The organism is Streptomyces sp. NPDC050619, from assembly GCF_040654815.1.
Classification (GTDB): domain Bacteria; phylum Actinomycetota; class Actinomycetes; order Streptomycetales; family Streptomycetaceae; genus Streptomyces.
Window position 1 is genome coordinate 115,223 of the sequence record NZ_JBFAIR010000006.1, and the last position, 18,767, is coordinate 133,989.

Genomic DNA, 18,767 nt, shown 5'->3' on the forward strand with positions numbered 1-18,767 from the left:
GCCCCCGCCCGGTATGCGTCAGATCAGGGCGACGGCCTCTTCCAGGGAGAGGCCGCCGCCTTCGGCGTATGCCGCCTCGTACGCCTCCTCGCCGAGCGCGGCGCGCGTCCGCGCCACGGCCCGGCCGAGGATCTCGCGCTCCATGCCCGACTTGATGTGGCCGGGCGGCAGCAGGGTCTCGGCGGTGCCGAGGCACCGGGCGGCGTCGCGGGCGCGGCGCCCGCCGTCGAAGCCGGCGAGGGCCATCGCGGCGGTGACCAGGTAGGCGGAGCGCATCTGCGGTGCGATGGCCAGGGACAGCGGGTCGTCGGCCCGCTCCAGGGCCCGCCGGGTCTTGGCGAGGGCCTCCTCGTCCTGGCCGTCGAGTGCCTCCAGCCAGCCCTCCGCCCCGAGGATGAAGGCGTCGAAGACGGCGAAGTGGGCGATGGCGAACTCCTCGCGCAGCAGGCGGAGTTGTTCGCGCGCCTCCGCGACCCGGTCGGTCATGCCGAGCCAGCCCGCCAGGAAGAGCCGGGCGGCGGGCAATGCCTCGTGGGACGAGTTGTCCTTGCGGTCGATCACCTCGCGCAGCAGGCGCTCGCCGCGCTCGGCGTCACCCGCCTCCAGCAGCGCGCTGCCCAGACGGGCGGTGAGCACCTCCGTCTGGGCGCGGGCGCCGATGCGTTCGGCCTGTTCGATCGCCGACTCGTAGTCGGCGGCGGCGAGTGGGTACTCGCCCTGCCGCTCACGGGCCTCGCCGCGCGCGGAGAGCGCCTCGGCGGTGCCCCAGAGGTCTCCGAGGCGCCGGTAGATCTCCAGCGCCCCGTCGGCGTCGCGGGTCGCGTCGCCCGCCCAGTCGGTGCGGTTGGCGAGCAGGTTGGCGCGCATCTGCAGGGCGGCGGCGAGTTCCCACTCGTAGTCGGGCGCGCCGCGGCAGGTGTCGACGGTGGCGTCGATGATCTCGCGCACCCGCACCATGTCGCCGGTCATCATGACGGCGAAGAACCAGAAGGATCCGGGGATGCGGCAGGTCTGCGGCAGGCCGGGCTCGTAGGTCTCGGCGATGATGCGCAGTTTCTCCTTCGCCCGCGGGGTCTCCCACGCCTCCAACTCCGTGTCCATGCAGGCGAGATGGATGAGATGAACGCCGCGCCGGGCCTCTTCCAGGACCTCGCCGGTCCATGGCATCGGCATCTCGGTGCAGCGCTCCCACAGCGGGGTGGCGCGGCGCGCGGGCGGGGCGAAGGGGTCGGGGCCGAGGGCCTGTGCCTCGCGGGACCAGTGGCGGGCCACCAGGCGCAGATCGCGCATCTGCCAGTACCACCCCATCGACAGCACGAGGCACAGCGCTTCCTGCTCGTCGCGTGCCGTGACGGCGTGTTGCAGGGCGGCGCGGATGTTCTCGTTCTCGCGCTCCAGCCGCTCGATGGCGGCGAGTTGGCCAGAGCCGCGCAGCAACGGGTCGGTGGCGCGGGCGAGTTCGCGGTAGTACGTCAGGTGGGCGCGTTCGGTGCTCTCGCGCCGCCCCGCTTCGTCGAGCCGTTCGCCCGCGTACTCGGCGACGGTCTCCAGGAGCCGGTAGCGCATCTCCCCGCCGTCGCCCGAAGGCGCGGCCACCACCAGGGACTTGTCGACAAGCGAGCCGAGCGCCTCCAGGGCGACGGGTCCGCACACCGCCTCGGCGGCGGCGAGGTCACAGCCGCCGGCGAACACCGACAGCCGCCGCAGTACGTCCCGTTCGTCCTCGTCGAGCAGGTCCCAGGACCAGTCGACGACGGCCCGCAGGGTCTGCTGGCGGGGCAGGACGGTGCGGCTGCCGGAGGTGAGCAGACGGAAGCGGTCGTCGAGCCGGTCGGCGATCTGACGTGGGGTCAGCATCCGTAGCCGGGCGGCGGCGAGCTCGATGCCGAGGGGCAGTCCGTCGAGGCGCCGGCAGATCTCGGCGCAGGCCTCCGGATCGTCCTCGACCCGGAAGCCGGGCCTGGCCGCGGCCCCGCGCTCGGCGAGCAGCCGCAGGGCGACCGGCTCGGGCAACGGCTCCACCGGTCGCAGCAACTCCCCCGGTACGCCGAGGGGTTCACGGCTGGTGGCCAGCACTGTCAGACCGGGGCAGCGCTCCAGCAGCTCCTCGACGAGCCGGGCGGCGGCATCGACGACATGCTCACAGTTGTCGAGGACGATCAGCATGCGGCGCTTGGCACAGTGCTCGGCGAGCCGCTCGACGGGTTCGTCATGCCGGTCGCCGCCCACGACCCGGATCCCCTCGGCACCGGCGCCGTACAGCACGGTCTCACGGGCCCCTACGGCGGTGAGTACGGCCTCCGGTACGGCGTCGGGGTCGTCCACGGGCGCGAGCTCGGCCAGCCAGACCCCGTCCCGGACCACGTCCCGCACGGCCTGAGCGGCCTCCTGCGACAGCCGCGTCTTCCCGGCCCCACCGGGCCCGAACAAGGTGACGAGCCGGGCCGCCGCGAGGTCACCCCGGATCGCCTCGATGTCGGCCTCCCGGCCTACGAAGGAGGTGAGGCGGGCGCGGAGGTTGCTGGGGGGTGGGGGGTGGGGGTGGTTGGGGGGTGGGGGGTGGTTGGGGGTGAGGGATGCGGCGGGGGTGGGGGTTGTGGAGGGGGTGGGGGTTGCGGAGGGGGTGGGGGTTGCGGAGGGAGGGGTGCTGGACGTGGGGGTGCCGGGGGTGAGGGGGCCGGGGGCAGGGGTGCCGGAAGCGGGAGTGCCGGACGCGGGGGCACTGGGAACCGGAGTGCCGGACGCGGAGGTACCGGAAGCGGGAGTGCCAGACGCGGAGGTACCGGAAGCGGGAGTGCCAGACGCGGAGGTACCGGAAGCGGGGGTGCCGGAAGCGGGGGCACCGGAAGCGGGAGTGCCGGACGCGGAGGTACCGGAAGCGGGGGTGCCAGAAGTGGAGGCGTCCGCGCCGGGGACGGACGGGCCGTCGGCCTCGGGGCTGTCGCGGCCGGGGACACGACCGCCAGAGGCGCCGACGGCGGAAGCACCCGTCCCGTGGCCCGGCAGACCGTGGGAAGTTGACCCCGGACCGGCCGACGGCACAGAGGCGCCCCCGTCGGCGGCACCGGGCGACAGGACGGGCTCGCCCGCCGGGCCGCCGTGGGAAGTTGGCCCCGGACCAGCCGGCAGCACAGAGGCGTCCGCGCCGACCGACCCGGGCGGCGGGACGGGCTCGTCGCCCCGGTGAGTCGGCGCGGGCGAGCCCGTCGTCCGCGCGCCGAGGCCTCGGTGACCGCCGCTTCCGTCCGCCGGGCGGAGCAACTCCACGTGCAGTGCGCGCAGTTCCGGTCCCGGGTCTGCCCCGAGCCGGTCCGCCAGCAGCTGCCGTACGTCCTCGTAGGCGGCCAGCGCCTCAGCTGTGCGGCCCGCTTCGCGCAGGGCGCGCAGGCGCAGGGCCTGGAGGGGTTCGTCCAGGGGGTGGCTGTCGCACAGGGCGGTCAGCTCGGGCAGGGACTGGTCGGCGTGGCCGAGGGCGAGGGCGGCGGTGTGCCGGGCGCGCAGCACGTCGAGGCGCCGGGTGTCCCAGCGGGCCGCCTCGGCGGTGCGGTCGGGCAGGTCGACGAGGGCCGGGCCGCTCCACAGGGCGAGGGCGTCGTCGAACACGACGGCCGCCTTGGCGGGGTCGCCGTCGGCCAGCGCGCGCGTGCCCTCGCCGGCCAGCCGCTCGAAACGGTGCAGGTCGACGTCGTCGGGCGCGGCGGTCAGGCGGTAGCCGCCGTCCACCGAGGCGATCGCGTCCGCGCCGAGGGCCCGGCGCAGCCGGCCGACCAGAGCCTGGAGCGCGCCCGGCGCGTCGGCGGGCGGCGCACCGTCCCACACCTCGTCGACCAGGAGGCCCACGGGCACGGTACGGCCGGGCCGCAGGGCGAGCACGGTCAGCAGGGCGCGCAGCCGCGCCCCGCCGACGGGGAGGGGCGTGCCGTCGGCGTGGAAGGCCTGGGTGGTGCCGAGGATGCGGTAGCGCACGGGGTCCATTGTCTCCGGTGACGTCGAGGCCGGTCACGGGGTTCCGGCGGTGAGGCGCGAAGCGCTGTGACGCGGACATCACATAGTGGCGCCGAGTCCGGCACCGTCGGACACGAACGCCGCGCGGCCGAGCACCACCGCCGCGGAAAGGAGACACCGACGGAAATGCGAGGCCGACGGGCGCGGAAAGGCCGGAGGTCGACGCGGCACCGGTGGCTCATGACGCCGATCGGCCCGAATCCGCCGCGACGCCCTCAGCCACACCCGGCACCTCCAGCGTCACCACGCCCACCTTGTACGGAACCACTGACCGCACGCGAGACGTTCTCTCCCTGCGCCCGGTACCGTCGGGCAGTCCCACCCCGTGCCCGACCTCGTGCCCGACCGTCCAGGGAGCCCCATGACCACCGCCACCACCCGCCACAGCGACCGGCGGGTCAGCCCCGTCTTCGTCGGGATCGTCGCCGTCACGGCGGTGACGGGCTGGGCCACCTGGACCGGCTTCGCCGAGCAGCCCGGTGTGGCCGTGTTCCTGTTCGTGACGGCCGCGTGGATCGTCTCGCTGTGTCTGCACGAGTACGCGCACGCGCGCACCGCCCTGCACAGCGGCGACATCTCGATCGGCTCCAAGGGCTATCTCACGCTGAACCCGCTGAAGTACACGCACGCCCTGCTGAGCATCGTGCTCCCTGTGATCTTCGTGATCATGGGCGGGATCGGTCTGCCGGGCGGGGCCGTGTTCATCGAGCGCGGGCGGATCCGGGGGCGGTGGCGGCACAGTGTCATCTCGGCGGCCGGACCGTTGACCAACGTCCTGTTCGCCGTCGTCTGCACCGCCCCCTTCTGGCTGGACGCGCTGGACGGCGTGCCGCGGGACTTCCGGTTCGCGCTGGCCTTCCTCGCCCTGCTCCAGGTGACGGCCGCGCTCCTGAACTTCCTGCCGGTGCCCGGCCTGGACGGCTACGGGGTCATCGAGCCCTGGCTGTCGTACAACATCAAGCGCCAGGTGGAGCCGTTCGCGCCGTTCGGCCTGCTGTTCGTCTTCGCGCTGCTGTGGGTGCCGTCGATCAACACCGCGTTCTTCGACGTGATCGACTCGCTCCTGAGCAGCCTCGGGATCACCGACGTGGAGACGTACTGCGGTCAGGAACTGTTCCGCTTCTGGCAGGGCACGAACGAGTACTGCTCGATCAGCCCGTGACGGACCTGCGGGCCGCCCGGTCCCGGCGCAGGTAGTACCAGCTCATGTTGGACGACAGCCCCGCGACCAGGACCCACACGATCCCGATCCAGCTGCCCTGGAGAAACGAGAGCACCGCCGCGGCCACGGCGAGCACGCACGCGAAGAGGGCGAGGAGAGCGAGGCGGGGCATGGGGTCGGCTCCTGTCGGGGGACACTGCTTGCGGTGAACCAGTGTCCCCCATCGACTCATACGTCCGTGACGCGCAGCCCCGCGTGCGCCTTGTACCGGCGGTTCACGGAGATCAGGTTGGCGACCAGGGACTCGACCTGGTGGGCATTGCGCAGGCGCCCGGCGAAGATGCCGCGCATGCCGGGGATGCGGCCGGCCAGCGCCTGGACGATCTCCACATCGGCGCGCACCTCGCCGAGGACCATCACGTCGGTGTCGATCTCCTCGACCTCCGGGTCCTGGAGCAGGACCGCCGACAGGTGGTGGAAGGCGGCGGTGACCCGCGAGCCGGGCAGCAGGGCGGCGGCCTGTTCGGCGGCACTGCCCTCCTCGGGCTTCAGCGCGTACGCGCCCTTCTTGTCGAAACCGAGCGGGTTGACGCAGTCCACGACGAGCTTGCCGGCCAGCTCCTCGCGCAGGGATTCAAGGGTCTTGCCGTGGCCTTCCCAGGGCACGGCGACGATCACGATGTCGCTGCGGCGCGCGGTCTCGGCGTTGTCGGCGCCCTCGACGCCGTGGCCGAGTTCGTCGGCGGCGGCCTGCGCGCGGTCGGCGGCCCGCGAGCCGATGATCACCTTCTGACCGGCCCTGGCGAGCCGGTAGGCGAGGCCCTTGCCCTGCGGCCCGGTCCCGCCGAGCACGCCGACGACGAGCCCGGAGACGTCGGGAAGGTCCCAGGGATCCTTGGCGGGGGCCTTCTGCGCGCTGTCGGAACCAGTAGAACCAGAACCAGTAGCACCAGAACCAGTAGGACCAGGAGAACCAGTAGGAGCGGCGGCATCGGTAGAAGCGGTGGGATCGGTAGAGGGTGTGGGATCGGTAGAGGTCATGGGCCGACTTTACGTCCCGCCCCGCACGCCTCCCTCGCTCAGGTGAGACCCGTCACGGGTACCCGCCGGAAGACGATCCGCTCGTTCGCGCCGAAGTCGCCGGTCTCGTGGAGGAGTCCGACGGTGTCGGCGTCGACGCGGACGAGGTCGGAGTAGGCGGCGGGCAGGCCGTCGGCCGTGAAGACCGGGCGCCAGGTGCGGCCGCCGTCGGCGGAGGCGCGCAGGGTCATCAGGGCGCGCCCGCCGGGGAAGGCGGGGCCGGAGAAGAGGAGTACGTCGGGGTCGCGCAGTTGCAGGACGCTGCCCTGGCAGACGGGGCCGTCGAGGCCGGCCTGCGGGCGGAAGGGGATCGTGAGCGTCCTGCCGCCGTCCTCGGAGTGGGCGTCGGCGCGGTTGCCGGGGGACGGGGAGTCGTTGCGGGTGTTGAAGTAGACGCGGCCGTCGGGGAGTTCGGCGGCGGTGGTCTCGTTGACGTTGATGCGGCCGTCGGTGTTCTGGTCCAGGTAGCCGAGGTACCAGGTCTGGCCGCGGTCGTCGCTGAGCAGGCAGTGGCCGCTGTTGTACTTGGCCTCGGTGCCGGTGTCCGCGCCGGTCGGCGGCAGCGTGTGGTTGGCGGGGACGACGATCCGGCCGGTGCTCAGCTGGAGGGCGTGGCCGGGGGTGGTGGCGTACCAGCGCCAGCCGGGCTTCTTCACGGACTCGGTGATCTCTCTGGGGCTCGACCAGGTGACGCCGTCGTCGTCGCTGTGCTGGACCCAGACGCGGCGGCCGTCGGCGTCGGGCACCTTGCCGCGCAGGATGGCGTCCTCCGAGGCGGAAGCGGCGGAGCGGACGTGGACGAGCAGGATCCGGCCGGTGTCGAGGACGACCGGGGCGGGATTGCCCGCGAGATGGGGGCCGTTGGTAGCGGCGGCCTTCAGCGGGCCCCAGGTTCGGCCGCCGTCCGTCGAGCGCTTCACGACGATGTCGATATGTCCCCAGTCGCGCGCGGACTCGACGCGGCCCTCGCAGAAGGCGAGCAGGGTGCCCGCGGCGGTGACGACGACCGCCGGGATCCGGAAACTCGCGTAGCCCTCGCGGCCGGCGCGGAAGGGGACGGTGGCTGTCGGCATAGTGAACTCCTCGCTGGGCAGACCCTGGGTTCGACCGATTGCCCAAGTTGGGCGAATTCGGGGTGAACTGGGAGTCACGAACGACTGATTACGGCAGGATGCGGGCGTATGGATGCCGTTAGGGTCGCGTTGTTGCGCGAAGTGCTCGCCGGGACCGAGTGGTTGGGGGCCGCGCGCCGGTTCGCGGGAGCGTTGCGGGGGTCCGTGGTGTCGCACGGCGGCGGGCTGCTGCTCGTCGGCACGCCGGAGTACGAGCCGTGGCATCTCGCGGCGCATCTGGTGGACGAGGCGGCGTGGTCGGGGACGCCGGAGCTGGCCCCGACCCTCGTACGGCATGGGGCGCGCGCGTCGGATCCGGCGCATCTCGCGGTCGGCCTGGGGCGGCTCGCCGCGGCGCGACGGGGCGAGACGCTGCTCGTGGTGTCGCCGCGGGGACCGGGCGCCGGGCTGCTGGAGCGGGTGCACGACGCCCGGCGGGCCGGGGCGACGGTGCTGGCGCTCGGGGCGGACGGGGCGGACGGGGGCGAGCTGACGGCGATGGCGCACGAGTCGCTGGGCGTGCCGGAGGGTGCCGAACTGGACCTGGACACCGTGCAGCACCTGGTGAGCGCGGCGGCCGGGGAGAACGTGGTGCCGACGCCGCGGGGACGCCGGCGCCTGAGGGACAGGCTGTCCCAACTGATGGACGAACTGACGGCACCGCCGCCTGCCCCCTGGTGACGATCACCCACCGCGACAGGCAAGACTCGGCCGGTTTCCACGTCCGTCGAGCACGGCGTTCGTAAAGCAGTTGTTCGTCGGGGGTTCGCGACCGAACATGACCCCTCGTGACCGCCCCTCCCTCCGGCCTCCGCGCCCTCCTCCCCGACCTCGCTCCCTGGCGGGCGTCCGTCGACTTCCGCAGGCTCTGGCTGTCGGGGCTGATCACGAACTTCGGGAGTTTTCTGACCTTCGTCGCGCTGCCGGTGCAGATCAAGGAACTCACGGGATCCGCGGCGGCCGTAGGAGCGATCGGGGCCGTCGAACTCGTACCGCTGATCGTGTTCGGTCTGTACGGCGGTGCGCTCGCGGACGCCTGGGACAAGCGGAAGCTGATCGTGTGGACGGAGGCCGGGCAGGGCGTGCTGGCCGTGGTGCTGTTGGTCAACGCACTGCTGCCGAGCCCGGCTCTCTGGCCGCTCTACCTGGTCGCCGCCTGCTCCTCCGCCCTCGGCTCGGTGCAACGGCCCGCACTGGACTCGCTGATGCCCCGCATCGTGGCCCACGAGCACCTGCCGGCCGCGGCCTCGCTCAACTCGCTGCGCTGGCAGGTCGGCGGCGTCGCGGGCCCGGCGCTGGCGGGCGTGGTCGTCGCGTACGCGGGGCTCGGCTGGGCCTACGCCGTGGACCTGGTCACCTTCGCCGTCTCGGTGGTGTTCTGCGTTCGCCTGTCGCCCTCCCCCGCCTCGCACGAGGCGCGAAAGCCCTCGCTCAGGTCCATCCTCGAAGGCGGCCGGTACGCCTGGAGCCGCAAGGAACTCCTCGGCACGTACGTCATCGACATCGCGGCGATGTTCTTCGCGATGCCGCTCGCCGTGCTGCCCTTCCTCGCGGACGAGCTGGACGCGGAGTGGTCGCTCGGCCTGATGTACGCGTCCATCCCGGCCGGGGCGCTGCTGGTGAGCCTGACCAGCGGCTGGACCTCGCGGATGCACCGGCACGGGCGGATCGTGGTCGTGTCGGCCGCGCTGTGGGGCCTGGCGATCGCCGCCGCCGGGGTCTGCGGGAACGTATGGCTGGTGCTGCTGTTCCTGGTCGTCGGCGGCGGCTGCGACATGGTCAGCGGGATCTTCCGGGGTGCCATGTGGAACCAGACGATCCCGGACGAGCTGCGCGGCCGGCTCGCCGGGATCGAGTTGCTGTCCTACTCGGTGGGGCCGCAGCTCGGTCAGGTGTGGGTGGGCGGCATGGCCGCCTGGCGCGGTGTGCGGACGTCCGTCTGGTCGGGCGGGCTGTTGTGCGTGGGCGCGGTGGGGCTGATGGCTCTGTGCCTGCCGAAGCTGATGACGTACGACGTGCGGACGAACGAGCACGCGGTGCGGCTGCGCGACCAGCGGACGGCAGCCGCACAAGCACAGACAGAGGCACAGACAGAGGGAGAGGCACAGACAGAGGGAGAGGCACAGACACAGACACGGACACAGACAGAGACCGCCTGATCAGTCGTCGTTCCCGTCCCGGCCCGCCGCCTGGGCGTCGTGCCACTTCGGGTCGTTCTCCCACTCGAGGTTGCGCTCGCGGGCCGTCTCCATGGCGTGCTCGGCCTCCTTGCGGGTGGCGTACGGCCCGAAGCGGTCCTTCGCCGGGCACTCCGGGCCCTCCTCGACCTTCTTGTGCTCCAGGCAGTAGTACCACTCGCCCGGTTTCCCGACGGTCCGCTTCTTGAACAGGGGCATGACCGGCTCCTCTCGCCAGGGACATGTTCCCCCATGGCCGCTGGTTAGACTCGCTGGCATGTCTGGCCAGTCGCTGCTTGTACCAGGGGAGCTGTCTCCCGTCCGTTCCGTGCCCGGAAACATCCGCCGTCCCGAATACGTCGGCAAACCCGCGCCGACGCCGTACACCGGGCCGGAGGTGCAGAGCCCCGAGACGATCGAGGCGATGCGGATCGCCGGGCGGATCGCCGCGCGGGCGATGGAGGAGGCCGCGAAGCTGATCGCGCCGGGGGTCACCACCGACGAGCTGGACAAGGCGGCGCACGACTACATGTGCGACCACGGCGCCTACCCCTCGACGCTCGGCTACCGCGGCTTTCCGAAGTCGCTGTGCACGTCCGTCAACGAGGTCATCTGCCACGGGATTCCCGACTCCACCGTGTTGCGCGACGGCGACATCGTCAACCTGGACGTGACGGCGTACATCGGCGGCGTGCACGGCGACAACAACGCGACGTACCTCGTCGGGGACGTCGACGAGGAGAGCCGGCTGCTGGTCGAGCGGACCCGGGAGTCCCTCAACCGCGCGATCAAGGCGGTCCGGCCGGGCCGGCAGATCAACATCATCGGGCGGGTCATCGAGTCGTACGCGAAGAGGTTCGGGTACGGGGTGGTGCGGGACTTCACGGGACACGGGATCAACTCGTCGTTCCACTCCGGGCTGATCATCCCGCACTACGACAGCCCGCAGGCGACGACCGTCATCCAGCCCGGGATGACCTTCACGATCGAGCCGATGCTGACGCTCGGCACGCACGAGTACGACATGTGGGACGACGGCTGGACGGTCGTGACGAAGGACCGGAAGCGGACGGCCCAGTTCGAGCACACGCTGGTGGTGACGGAGACGGGGGCGGAGATCCTGACGCTGCCGTAGCCCGCCGGCCCGGTTGTTCGCGGTTGTTCCCGGTTTTTCTGGTGGCCCGCTCTCCTCGGAGGGCGGGCCTTTCGTATGTGGGTTCGGTGGAGTTTCGGGGTAACGTTTTTACCGACAGAGGGTCGGCAAAAGCGTTGACTTAGGTAAGCCTAACCATAGAGAATCTGGGCTCATGGACTCCTTCTCGGCACTGATCCGTACCGCCTCTCACGAGCAGCACGTGGAGGCGAACTCCTCGACGTTCATGAGCGACATGCTCGGCGGCAGGCTCGGCGTCGACGCGTACGCGCGCTACACCGAGCAGCTGTGGTTCGTGTACGAGGCACTGGAGGCCGGTGCCGAGCGGCTGGCGTCGGACCCGGTGGCCGGCCCCTTCATCCGGCCGGAGCTGTTCCGCGGCGCCTCGCTGGAGCGGGACCTGGCGCATCTGCGCGGCTCGGACTGGCGCGCGGGCGCCGCCGCACTGCCCGCCACCCGGGCGTACACGGCGCGGATCGAGGAGTGCGCGCGGACCTGGCCGGCCGGTTACGTCGCCCACCACTACACCCGCTACCTCGGCGACCTCTCCGGCGGCCAGGTCCTCCGGGACACCGCCGAGAAGACGTGGGGCTTCGCCAAGAAGGGCGACGGGGTCCGGTTCTACGTGTTCGAGGAGATCTCCAACCCGGCCGCGTTCAAGCGGGTTTACCGGTCGCTGCTGGACGAGATCCGGGCGGACGACCTGGAGAAGCAGCGGATGGTGGCGGAGTGCAAGCGGGCGTTCGCCTCGAACATCGAGATCCTGCACGCCCTGGGCGAGGAGTTCTCCGTGCCGGCGTGAGCGCCTCCTCGCCTCACCGTTCTCACCGTTCGAGAAACACCCGGCCGCCGACCTCCACCCAGTCCCCCGGCTGGGGAGCCGTGAGGATCTGGGAGCCCGCGCCCTGTGTGATGTTGAGGGCGCGGCCCAGTTGGTGGGTGAGCAGCAGTGCCGCCGCGCCCGTCGCCTCGTCCTCCTCGATGCCGTCGTCGCGCCCGGGGAAGGCGCGGGCACGCACGCGGCCCGCGGCCTCGTCCTCCCAGGCCCAGGCGTAGATCCACTCCCCCGGCGGCGGGACGGCCAGATCGTCGACCTCGGCGGCCGTGGCGTACCGGCGCAGCGTGCGCGGCGGGACCCATTCCGCTCGCGCCTCGATCCAGCTGAACTCGCCGTCCAGGCGGGTGCCCACCACCCCGGCGGGGATGATCAGTTCGGGCACGTCGAGCAGCCAGGCCGTGCCGACGCAGGGGTGGCCGGCGAAGGGCAGGCGCAGGGTCGGCGTGTAGATGTCGATGACGCCGCGCTCGGGGTCGTCCACGAACACGGTCTCGCTGAAACCGAGTTTCGCGGCGAACGCCTGCCGTTCGTCCGGGTCGGGCAGCACGGAGCCCTCACGGACGACGCCGAGCTCGTTGCCGTATCCGCCGTTGCCTCCGCAGAAGACGCGGAGTACGTCGTAGTCAGTCACGCGGGCATTCAAGCATCACACGGGCGGCGAGGTCCTCGCGGATTGGTAAGGCTAACCTAAGCCAGGGTGGTATCGAGGGGGAGGCGCAATGACCGTACTGGAGAAGGCCGCAGCGAGGACCGCGGCCGAAGTCCCGCCCCACAGACGGCGTTCCGCCCCCTGGCTGCTGACCGTCGGGCTCGTCGTCGCGCTGCTCGTGCTCGTGCCGGTCGCGGCCGGGATCGGCGCCTATCCGGTGCCGGTCGCGGACGTGCTCGCCTCCGTGCGGCACAGAGTCGGGCTCGGGGGCGGGGAGTTGGACCGGGTCGCCGAGTCGGTGCTGTGGAACGTCCGCTTCCCGCGGATCGTGCTCGCGCTGCTCATCGGCGCCTCGCTGGGCTGCGCGGGGGCGCTGATGCAGGGGGTGTTCGGCAATCCGCTGGCCGAGCCGGGCGTCATCGGCGTCTCCTCGGGCGCGGCGGTCGGCGCGGTCGCCGCGATCGCGTTCGGCGTCGACTTCCTCGGCACGTGGACGGTTTCGGTCTTCGCCTTCGGGGCCGGGCTCGCCACCGTCTTCCTGGTGTACGCGATGTCGCGCGACGGCGGCCGTACGGAAGTGGTGACGCTGATCCTCACCGGCATCGCGGTGAACGCCTTCGCGGGCGCGGTGATCGGGCTGTTCCTGTTCTTCGCGGACACCGCCGCCGTCCAGCAGATCACCTTCTGGCAGCTCGGTTCGCTCGCCCAGGCGACCTGGCCGAAGGTGCTCGCGGTGCTGCCGTGCGCGGCGGTCGGGCTGCTCGTCGCGCCGCTGTACAGCCGCCGCCTCGACCTGCTGGCGCTCGGTGAACGGCCGGCGAGGCATCTGGGCGTGGACGTGGAGCGGCTGCGGATCCTGCTGGTCCTCGTCATCGCGCTGCTGACGGCGGCCGCGGTGAGCGTCGCCGGGATCATCAGCTTCGTCGGGCTGGTCGTACCGCACCTGCTGCGGATGGCGGCCGGCCCCGGGCACCGGTTCCTGGTGCCGGGCAGCGCGCTGCTCGGCGCGCTGGTGCTGCTCGCGGCGGATCTGGCGGCCCGCACGATCGCCGCGCCCGCCGAACTGCCGCTCGGTGTGTTGACCGCCCTGCTGGGCAGTCCGTTCTTCTTCTGGCTGCTGCGCAGGACGCGGCGCAGGCAAGGGGGTTGGGCATGAGGGTCCTGCGGGACATGAGGGTCCTGCGGGACATGAGGGTCTTGCGGGACATGAGGTTCCTGCGCAACCGTCCGACACCGCCGCCTCCGGCGCGGCCCGGTGACGTACTCGCCCGCGCCGAGGCGCTGAGTGTGCGCCTGGGCACCCGCGAGGTGCTCCACCGCGTCGACGTGACCGTCCGCGCCGGCGAGGTGCTCGCCCTCGTCGGCCCCAACGGGGCGGGCAAGTCGACCCTGCTCGGCGCCCTCGCCGCCGATCTGCCGCCCGCCGCCGGGGTCGTACGCATCCACGGCCGCCCGGCGACCGAGTGGTCCGCGCCCGAACTCGCCCTGCGCCGCGCGGTCCTCCCCCAGTCCGCCACGCTCTCCTTCCCCTTCCCGGTCGAGGAGGTCGTCCGGATGGGCCGGGCGCCCTGGGCCGCCCTCGGCCCGACGGACGACGACCCGACGGACGACGACCCGGCGGACAACGACCCGACGGACCACGACCTGGCCGTGGCCGAGGCGATGGCCGCGACCGAGGTGACCGCCTTCGCCCTACGGCCGTTCTCCTCGCTCAGCGGCGGCGAGCGGGCCCGGGTCGCGCTCGCCCGGGTGCTCGCCCAGCGCGCCCCCCTGCTGCTGCTCGACGAGCCGACGGCGGCCCTCGACCTCAAGCACCAGGAACTGGTGCTGCGGGTGTGCCGGGAGCGGGCGCGGGCCGGGGACGCGGTGGTCGTCGTCCTGCACGACCTCGGCCTCGCGGCGGCCTACGCGCACCGGGTCGCGATCCTGCACGCCGGCCGGGTCGTCGCCGACGGCCCGCCGGCCGAGGTCTTCTCCGACCGGCTGCTGACGGAGGTCTACGACCAGCCCGTCGAGGTGCTTCCCCATCCACGGACCGGAGAGGTTCTGGTGACGCCGCGCCGGGATGCTTGACGGACCCTTGACTCTCCCATGGGGTCCGTTTTAGGCCACCGTGACCGCGGCGTGCTCATACGGCGTCCATGAGAGCTGAATCACCGCATGCGTGGTTATCGCACAGGTAATCCTTAGCTACATTAGGCGAGCCTCACCTTACGTGAGGTGCGTCACGCGTACTTTCGGCCATTCCCTGGAGCCCGCATGCGAGCCGTCAGACTCTCCGTTCTCACCGCTGCCGCCACCGCGGCGGCGCTGGCCGTCGTCACCGGCTGCACCGAGAAAAGCAGCTCCGAAAGCGGCGACGGCGTCGTCAACGTGACGGCGACGGACGACAAGTGCGAGGTGTCCAAGAAGGAGTTCCCGGCCGGGCACGTGGAGCTCGCCATCGAGAACAAGGGCTCCAAGGTCACCGAGGTCTACATCCTCTTCCCGGACGACCGGATCGTCACCGAGCGCGAGAACATAGGCCCCGGCACCAAGCAGAAGGTCACCGCCGAGGTGAAGGCCGGCGACTACACGATCGCCTGCAAGCCCGGCATGAAGGGCGACGGCATCCGCCAGGACGTCAAGGCCACCGGCGGCACGGTCGCCAAGCGCGACCCGCGCCTGGACAAGGCCGTCGCCGCCTACCGCGCGTACGTGCAGACGCAGGCCGACGAGACGTTGCCGCTCGCCGAGACCTTCGCCAAGGCGGTCGAGGACGGCGACATCGAGGCCGCCAAGAAGGCCTACGCGCCCTCCCGCATCGGCTGGGAGCGCACCGAGCCGGTCGCGGAGTCCTTCGGAGACATCGACCCGAAGGTCGACGTCCGCGCGGACGGCCTGGAGGACGGCCAGAAGTTCACCGGCTGGCACCGCCTGGAGAAGGCCCTCTGGCAGGACAAGAAGATCGGCGCCGAGGAGAAGACCCTCGCCGGCCTGCTGATCACCGACCTGAAGGACTGGCAGAAGCGGGTCGGCAAGGCCGACATCACCCCGACCTCCATGGCCAACGGCGCCAAGGAACTCCTCGACGAGGTCGCCACCGGCAAGGTCACCGGCGAGGAGGAGCGTTACTCGCACACCGACCTCGTGGACTTCAAGGCCAACGTCGAGGGCGCCGAGAAGTCGTACGAGCTGCTGAAGCCGGTGGCGCAGGAGAACGACGCGGCGCTGGTCACCGAGCTGGACAAGCAGTTCGCCGCGCTGAACACGCTGCTGGACAAGTACCGGGCGGACAAGACGTCATACGACTTCACCTCGTACGACAAGGTCAGCAAGGCCGAGCAGAAGCAGCTGTCGGACGGCGTCAACGCGCTCGCGGAGCCGCTGTCCAAGCTCGCCGCCGCCGTCGTCGCGAAGTGAAGCGGGAGCACGGTCATGACGGACAACTCCAAGGAAACGGACAACTCCGAGGAAGCCGAGGCCGCCACGCCCTCCCGGCGCGCGCTGATCGGCTGGGGCGGTGCCGGGCTGGCGCTCGGTGCCGTCGCGGCAGGCGGCACGGTGGCGATGACCCGGACCGGTGACGATGCCGCCCCGGCCGGCGCCGAGACCGGTGCCGCGGTCGCCTTCCACGGCGACCAGCAGGCGGGCATCGCCACCCCGGTGCAGGACCGGCTGCACTTCGCCGCGTTCGACGTGACGACCGACGACCGTGCCGCCTTCGTGCGGATGCTGAAGGACTGGACGGAAGCCGCACGGAAGTTGACCGCCGGACGCGCGGTCGGCGAGGGCGCCTACGGCGGGCTCGCCGAGGCGCCGCCGGACGACACCGGCGAGGCGCTGGGCCTCAAGCCGTCGCGGCTGACGCTGACGATCGGGTTCGGGCCGTCGCTGTTCGGGAAGTTCGATCTCGCGGGCGAGCGTCCCGAAGCGCTGGTCGACCTGCCCAAGTTCGCCGGTGACAACCTCGACAAGAACCGCAGCGGCGGCGATCTGTGCATCCAGGCCTGCGCGGACGACCCCCAGGTCGCGGTGCACGCGATCCGCAACCTGGCCCGGATCGGCTTCGGCAAGGTCGTCATCCGCTGGTCGCAGCTCGGCTTCGGCAAGACGTCGTCGACCACGCCGGACGCGCAGACCCCGCGCAACCTGATGGGCTTCAAGGACGGCACCCGCAACATCGCGGGCACGGAGAGCGACCGGCTGAAGAAGTTCGTGTGGGTCGACGAGAAGGACGGTCCCGACTGGATGGCGGGCGGCTCCTACCTCGTCGCCCGCCGCATCCGCATGCACATCGAGACCTGGGACCGCACCTCGCTCCAGGAGCAGGAGGACATCTTCGGCCGCGACAAGGGCGAGGGCGCCCCGGTCGGCAAGGCCAGGGAGCGCGACGAGCCGTTCCTGCAGGCGATGAAGCCCGACGCGCACGTCCGGCTCGCACACCCGGACACCAACCACGGGGCGACGATCCTGCGCCGCGGCTACTCCTTCACCGACGGCACGGACGGCCTCGGCCGCCTGGACGCGGGCCTGTTCTTCCTGGCCTACCAGCGGGACGTCCGCAAGGGCTTCGTCCAGGTCCAGCGCAACCTGGCCACGGACGCGCTCAACGAGTACATCCAGCACGTGGGTTCGGCGGTGTTCGCCGTCCCGCCGGGCGTCCAGGACTCCGCCGACTGGTGGGGCAGCACGCTGTTCTCCAAGTCCTCCAAGTCGTCCGAGTCCTCCGAGTCCTCCGAGTCCTCCGAGTCCTCCGAGGAGGCGTAGTCCGTGTTCTCCAACTACCTGATCGGTCTGCGCGAAGGGCTGGAAGCCAGTCTCGTCGTCTGCATCCTCATCGCCTACCTGGTCAAGACGGACCGCCGGGACGCGCTGCGGCCCATCTGGATCGGCATCGGCGTCGCCATCGCCCTCGCTCTCGGCTTCGGCAGCGCCCTCGAATTCGGCTCCCAGGAGCTGACGTTCGAGGCGCAGGAGGCGCTCGGCGGCTCGCTGTCGATCGTCGCGGTCTGCCTGGTGACGTGGATGGTGTTCTGGATGCGGCGCACCGCCCGGCACCTGAAGACCGAGCTGCACGGCAAGCTGGACGCGGCCCTGGCGATGGGCACGGGCGCCCTGGTCGCCACCGCCTTCCTCGCGGTGGGCCGAGAAGGCCTGGAAACCGCCCTGTTCGTATGGGCGTCGGTGCACGCGGCGAGCGACGGCACCCCGCGCCCGCTGATCGGCGTCGCCCTGGGCATCCTGACGGCGGTGTTCCTGGGCTGGCTGTTCTACCGCGGCGCCCTGCGCATCAACCTCGCCAAGTTCTTCACCTGGACCGGCGGCATGCTGGTCGTCGTGGCCGCGGGCGTGCTGGCGTACGGCGTGCACGACCTTCAGGAGGCCGACCTGGTTCCGGGCCTGACCGACAAGGCCTTCGACATCAGCGACACCATCCCGCCGGACAGTTGGTACGGCACCCTTCTGAAGGGCATCTTCAACTTCCAGCCGGATCCGACGGTCCTCCAGGTCACGGTGTGGCTGCTGTACCTGATCCCGACGCTCGCGCTCTTTCTCGCCCCGGTAGGGTTCGCCTCCGGGAAGGGGAAGGTGAAGGAACCTGATGAGCAGGGATCGCGGCCCTCGAAGGCTCCGCAGGCTTGACCGGAGCGCACTGATAGCGGCCTCACTGACCGCTTTGTCGTTGACAGCGAGCGGTTGCATGGTGGTGCACGGAGAGCGGGAGGTGCTCCCCGCGACGACCCGCGCGGAGGCCGCCAAGGCGCTCCAGCAGTTCACCACCGCATACAACGCCGCCGACAAGGCGTACGACAGCTCGCTGGACGCCGACCATGTCACCGGCGCCCTCTCCGACATCGACAAGGCCCGGCTGAAGGCCGGCGCCGCGAACAGTCCGGACGGCAATCCGGCGCACACCCCGCTGGAGCTGTCGGACGCGAAGTACACGATTCCGAAGAAGGCGGGCTGGCCGCGCTGGTTCCTCGCCGACGCGGCCGGCAACAAGGGCGGCAGCGCCCGCTGGCTGCTGGTGTTCACCCGGGGCAGCCTGGACGAGCCGTGGGAAGTGGCGTATCTGACGCTGGTGGCTCCCGGCAACGTGCCGGAGTTCAAGCAGGACGCGGACGGCTGGGCCGAGCCCGTACCGGTGAACTCGACCCAACTGGCCGTCACGCCCAAGGACTTGAGCAAGGACTATTCGACGTACCTCAAGAGCGGCGGGGACACCTTCGCGCCCGGTACGCACACCAGCGACTGGCGTGCGCTGCGCCAGAAGGACTCCGAGCGGCCCGGCCTCGTCACGCAGTACATCGACGAGCCGCTGGCGAGCGGCGACTACGCGCCGCTCGCGCTGCGCACTGCGGACGGGGCGGCGCTGGTGTTCTTCACCACGCACCACTTCGAGAAGCAGACGGCCGCCCCGAGCACCTCGGTCCCCACCCCCACCAAGGACGTCCTCGCCCTGACGACCGGTGAGATCAAGCAGTCGCTCACCATGGAGTTCGTCTCCAACGAGGTGGCCCTGGACCCGGCGAAGGGCTCGGCCGACCAGCAGGTGACGGTCCTGGGCCGGATCCAGGGACTGACGGCGGCGCAGGGCGAGTAGGCAGT

At 71.5% G+C, this 18,767-nt stretch carries 17 protein-coding genes; 11 read left to right on the forward strand and 6 right to left on the reverse strand.

What is annotated here, in order from left to right; all coding sequences use genetic code 11:
- Positions 1–18: 18 nt before the first annotated feature.
- Complete coding sequence (locus AB0I77_RS12850; protein ID WP_363282518.1) at positions 19–3,975, reverse strand: BTAD domain-containing putative transcriptional regulator; 3,957 nt, start codon at positions 3,973–3,975, stop codon at positions 19–21.
- A 391-nt stretch (positions 3,976–4,366) separates the two neighbouring features.
- Between AB0I77_RS12850 and AB0I77_RS12855 the strand changes: the two genes are divergently transcribed.
- Positions 4,367–5,167: a site-2 protease family protein gene (locus AB0I77_RS12855; RefSeq protein WP_363282519.1), complete on the forward strand. Its 801-nt coding sequence runs from the start codon at positions 4,367–4,369 to the stop codon at positions 5,165–5,167.
- Here AB0I77_RS12855 and AB0I77_RS12860 read toward each other — a convergent pair.
- Genes AB0I77_RS12860 through AB0I77_RS12870 form a run of 3 tightly spaced genes read right to left on the reverse strand, consistent with a single transcriptional unit; the run spans position 5,157 to position 7,320 of the window.
- The gene (locus AB0I77_RS12860) at positions 5,157–5,339 is read right to left on the reverse strand and encodes a hypothetical protein (RefSeq protein ID WP_363282520.1); all 183 of its coding nucleotides are present in this window, start codon (positions 5,337–5,339) and stop codon (positions 5,157–5,159) included. The genes AB0I77_RS12855 and AB0I77_RS12860 overlap by 11 nt on opposite strands.
- 56 nt (positions 5,340–5,395) lie before the next feature.
- On the reverse strand, positions 5,396–6,208 hold the full coding sequence (gene npdG, locus AB0I77_RS12865) for an NADPH-dependent F420 reductase (RefSeq protein ID WP_363282521.1): 813 nt from the start codon (positions 6,206–6,208) through the stop codon (positions 5,396–5,398).
- A gap of 38 nt (positions 6,209–6,246) precedes the next feature.
- Positions 6,247–7,320 (reverse strand): sialidase family protein, encoded by a 1,074-nt coding sequence (locus AB0I77_RS12870; protein ID WP_363282522.1) that lies wholly within the window; start codon positions 7,318–7,320, stop codon positions 6,247–6,249.
- A 108-nt stretch (positions 7,321–7,428) separates the two neighbouring features.
- Here AB0I77_RS12870 and AB0I77_RS12875 point away from each other — a divergent pair, with 108 nt between their 5' ends.
- On the forward strand, positions 7,429–8,040 hold the full coding sequence (locus AB0I77_RS12875; RefSeq protein ID WP_363282523.1) for a hypothetical protein: 612 nt from the start codon (positions 7,429–7,431) through the stop codon (positions 8,038–8,040).
- 107 nt (positions 8,041–8,147) lie between these two features.
- Positions 8,148–9,518 carry an MFS transporter gene (locus AB0I77_RS12880; RefSeq protein ID WP_363282524.1) on the forward strand — a complete coding sequence of 457 codons (1,371 nt, stop codon included), beginning with the start codon at positions 8,148–8,150 and terminating at the stop codon, positions 9,516–9,518.
- Here the strand turns inward: AB0I77_RS12880 and AB0I77_RS12885 are convergent, their stop codons facing one another.
- Complete coding sequence (locus tag AB0I77_RS12885) at positions 9,519–9,755, reverse strand: hypothetical protein (RefSeq protein WP_363282525.1); 237 nt, start codon at positions 9,753–9,755, stop codon at positions 9,519–9,521.
- A 58-nt stretch (positions 9,756–9,813) separates the two neighbouring features.
- On the opposite strand from AB0I77_RS12885, the gene map reads away from it, so the two are divergent.
- Positions 9,814–10,671: a type I methionyl aminopeptidase gene (gene map / locus AB0I77_RS12890; RefSeq protein WP_363282526.1), complete on the forward strand. Its 858-nt coding sequence runs from the start codon at positions 9,814–9,816 to the stop codon at positions 10,669–10,671.
- Between the two features lie 172 nt (positions 10,672–10,843).
- Positions 10,844–11,491 (forward strand): biliverdin-producing heme oxygenase, encoded by a 648-nt coding sequence (locus AB0I77_RS12895; protein ID WP_363282527.1) that lies wholly within the window; start codon positions 10,844–10,846, stop codon positions 11,489–11,491.
- 22 nt (positions 11,492–11,513) lie between these two features.
- Here AB0I77_RS12895 and AB0I77_RS12900 read toward each other — a convergent pair whose 3' ends face one another.
- Positions 11,514–12,158 (reverse strand): PhzF family phenazine biosynthesis protein, encoded by a 645-nt coding sequence (locus AB0I77_RS12900; protein ID WP_363282529.1) that lies wholly within the window; start codon positions 12,156–12,158, stop codon positions 11,514–11,516.
- A gap of 88 nt (positions 12,159–12,246) precedes the next feature.
- On the opposite strand from AB0I77_RS12900, the gene AB0I77_RS12905 reads away from it, so the two are divergent.
- The 6 genes from AB0I77_RS12905 (at position 12,247) to AB0I77_RS12930 (ending at position 18,762) form a co-directional block, all read left to right on the forward strand.
- Positions 12,247–13,332: an iron ABC transporter permease gene (locus AB0I77_RS12905; RefSeq protein WP_363282530.1), complete on the forward strand. Its 1,086-nt coding sequence runs from the start codon at positions 12,247–12,249 to the stop codon at positions 13,330–13,332.
- A 32-nt stretch (positions 13,333–13,364) separates the two neighbouring features.
- Positions 13,365–14,249 (forward strand): heme ABC transporter ATP-binding protein, encoded by an 885-nt coding sequence (locus AB0I77_RS12910; RefSeq protein WP_363282726.1) that lies wholly within the window; start codon positions 13,365–13,367, stop codon positions 14,247–14,249.
- Positions 14,250–14,435: 186 nt separating this feature from the next.
- The gene (gene efeO, locus AB0I77_RS12915; protein WP_363282531.1) at positions 14,436–15,578 is read left to right on the forward strand and encodes an iron uptake system protein EfeO; all 1,143 of its coding nucleotides are present in this window, start codon (positions 14,436–14,438) and stop codon (positions 15,576–15,578) included.
- 15 nt (positions 15,579–15,593) lie between these two features.
- The gene (gene efeB / locus AB0I77_RS12920) at positions 15,594–16,925 is read left to right on the forward strand and encodes an iron uptake transporter deferrochelatase/peroxidase subunit (RefSeq protein ID WP_363282532.1); all 1,332 of its coding nucleotides are present in this window, start codon (positions 15,594–15,596) and stop codon (positions 16,923–16,925) included.
- A 3-nt stretch (positions 16,926–16,928) separates the two neighbouring features.
- The gene (gene efeU / locus AB0I77_RS12925) at positions 16,929–17,801 is read left to right on the forward strand and encodes an iron uptake transporter permease EfeU (protein WP_363282533.1); all 873 of its coding nucleotides are present in this window, start codon (positions 16,929–16,931) and stop codon (positions 17,799–17,801) included.
- On the forward strand, positions 17,761–18,762 hold the full coding sequence (locus AB0I77_RS12930; RefSeq protein WP_363282534.1) for a hypothetical protein: 1,002 nt from the start codon (positions 17,761–17,763) through the stop codon (positions 18,760–18,762). Before efeU ends, AB0I77_RS12930 begins: the two co-directional genes overlap by 41 nt.
- Positions 18,763–18,767 lie beyond the last annotated feature (5 nt).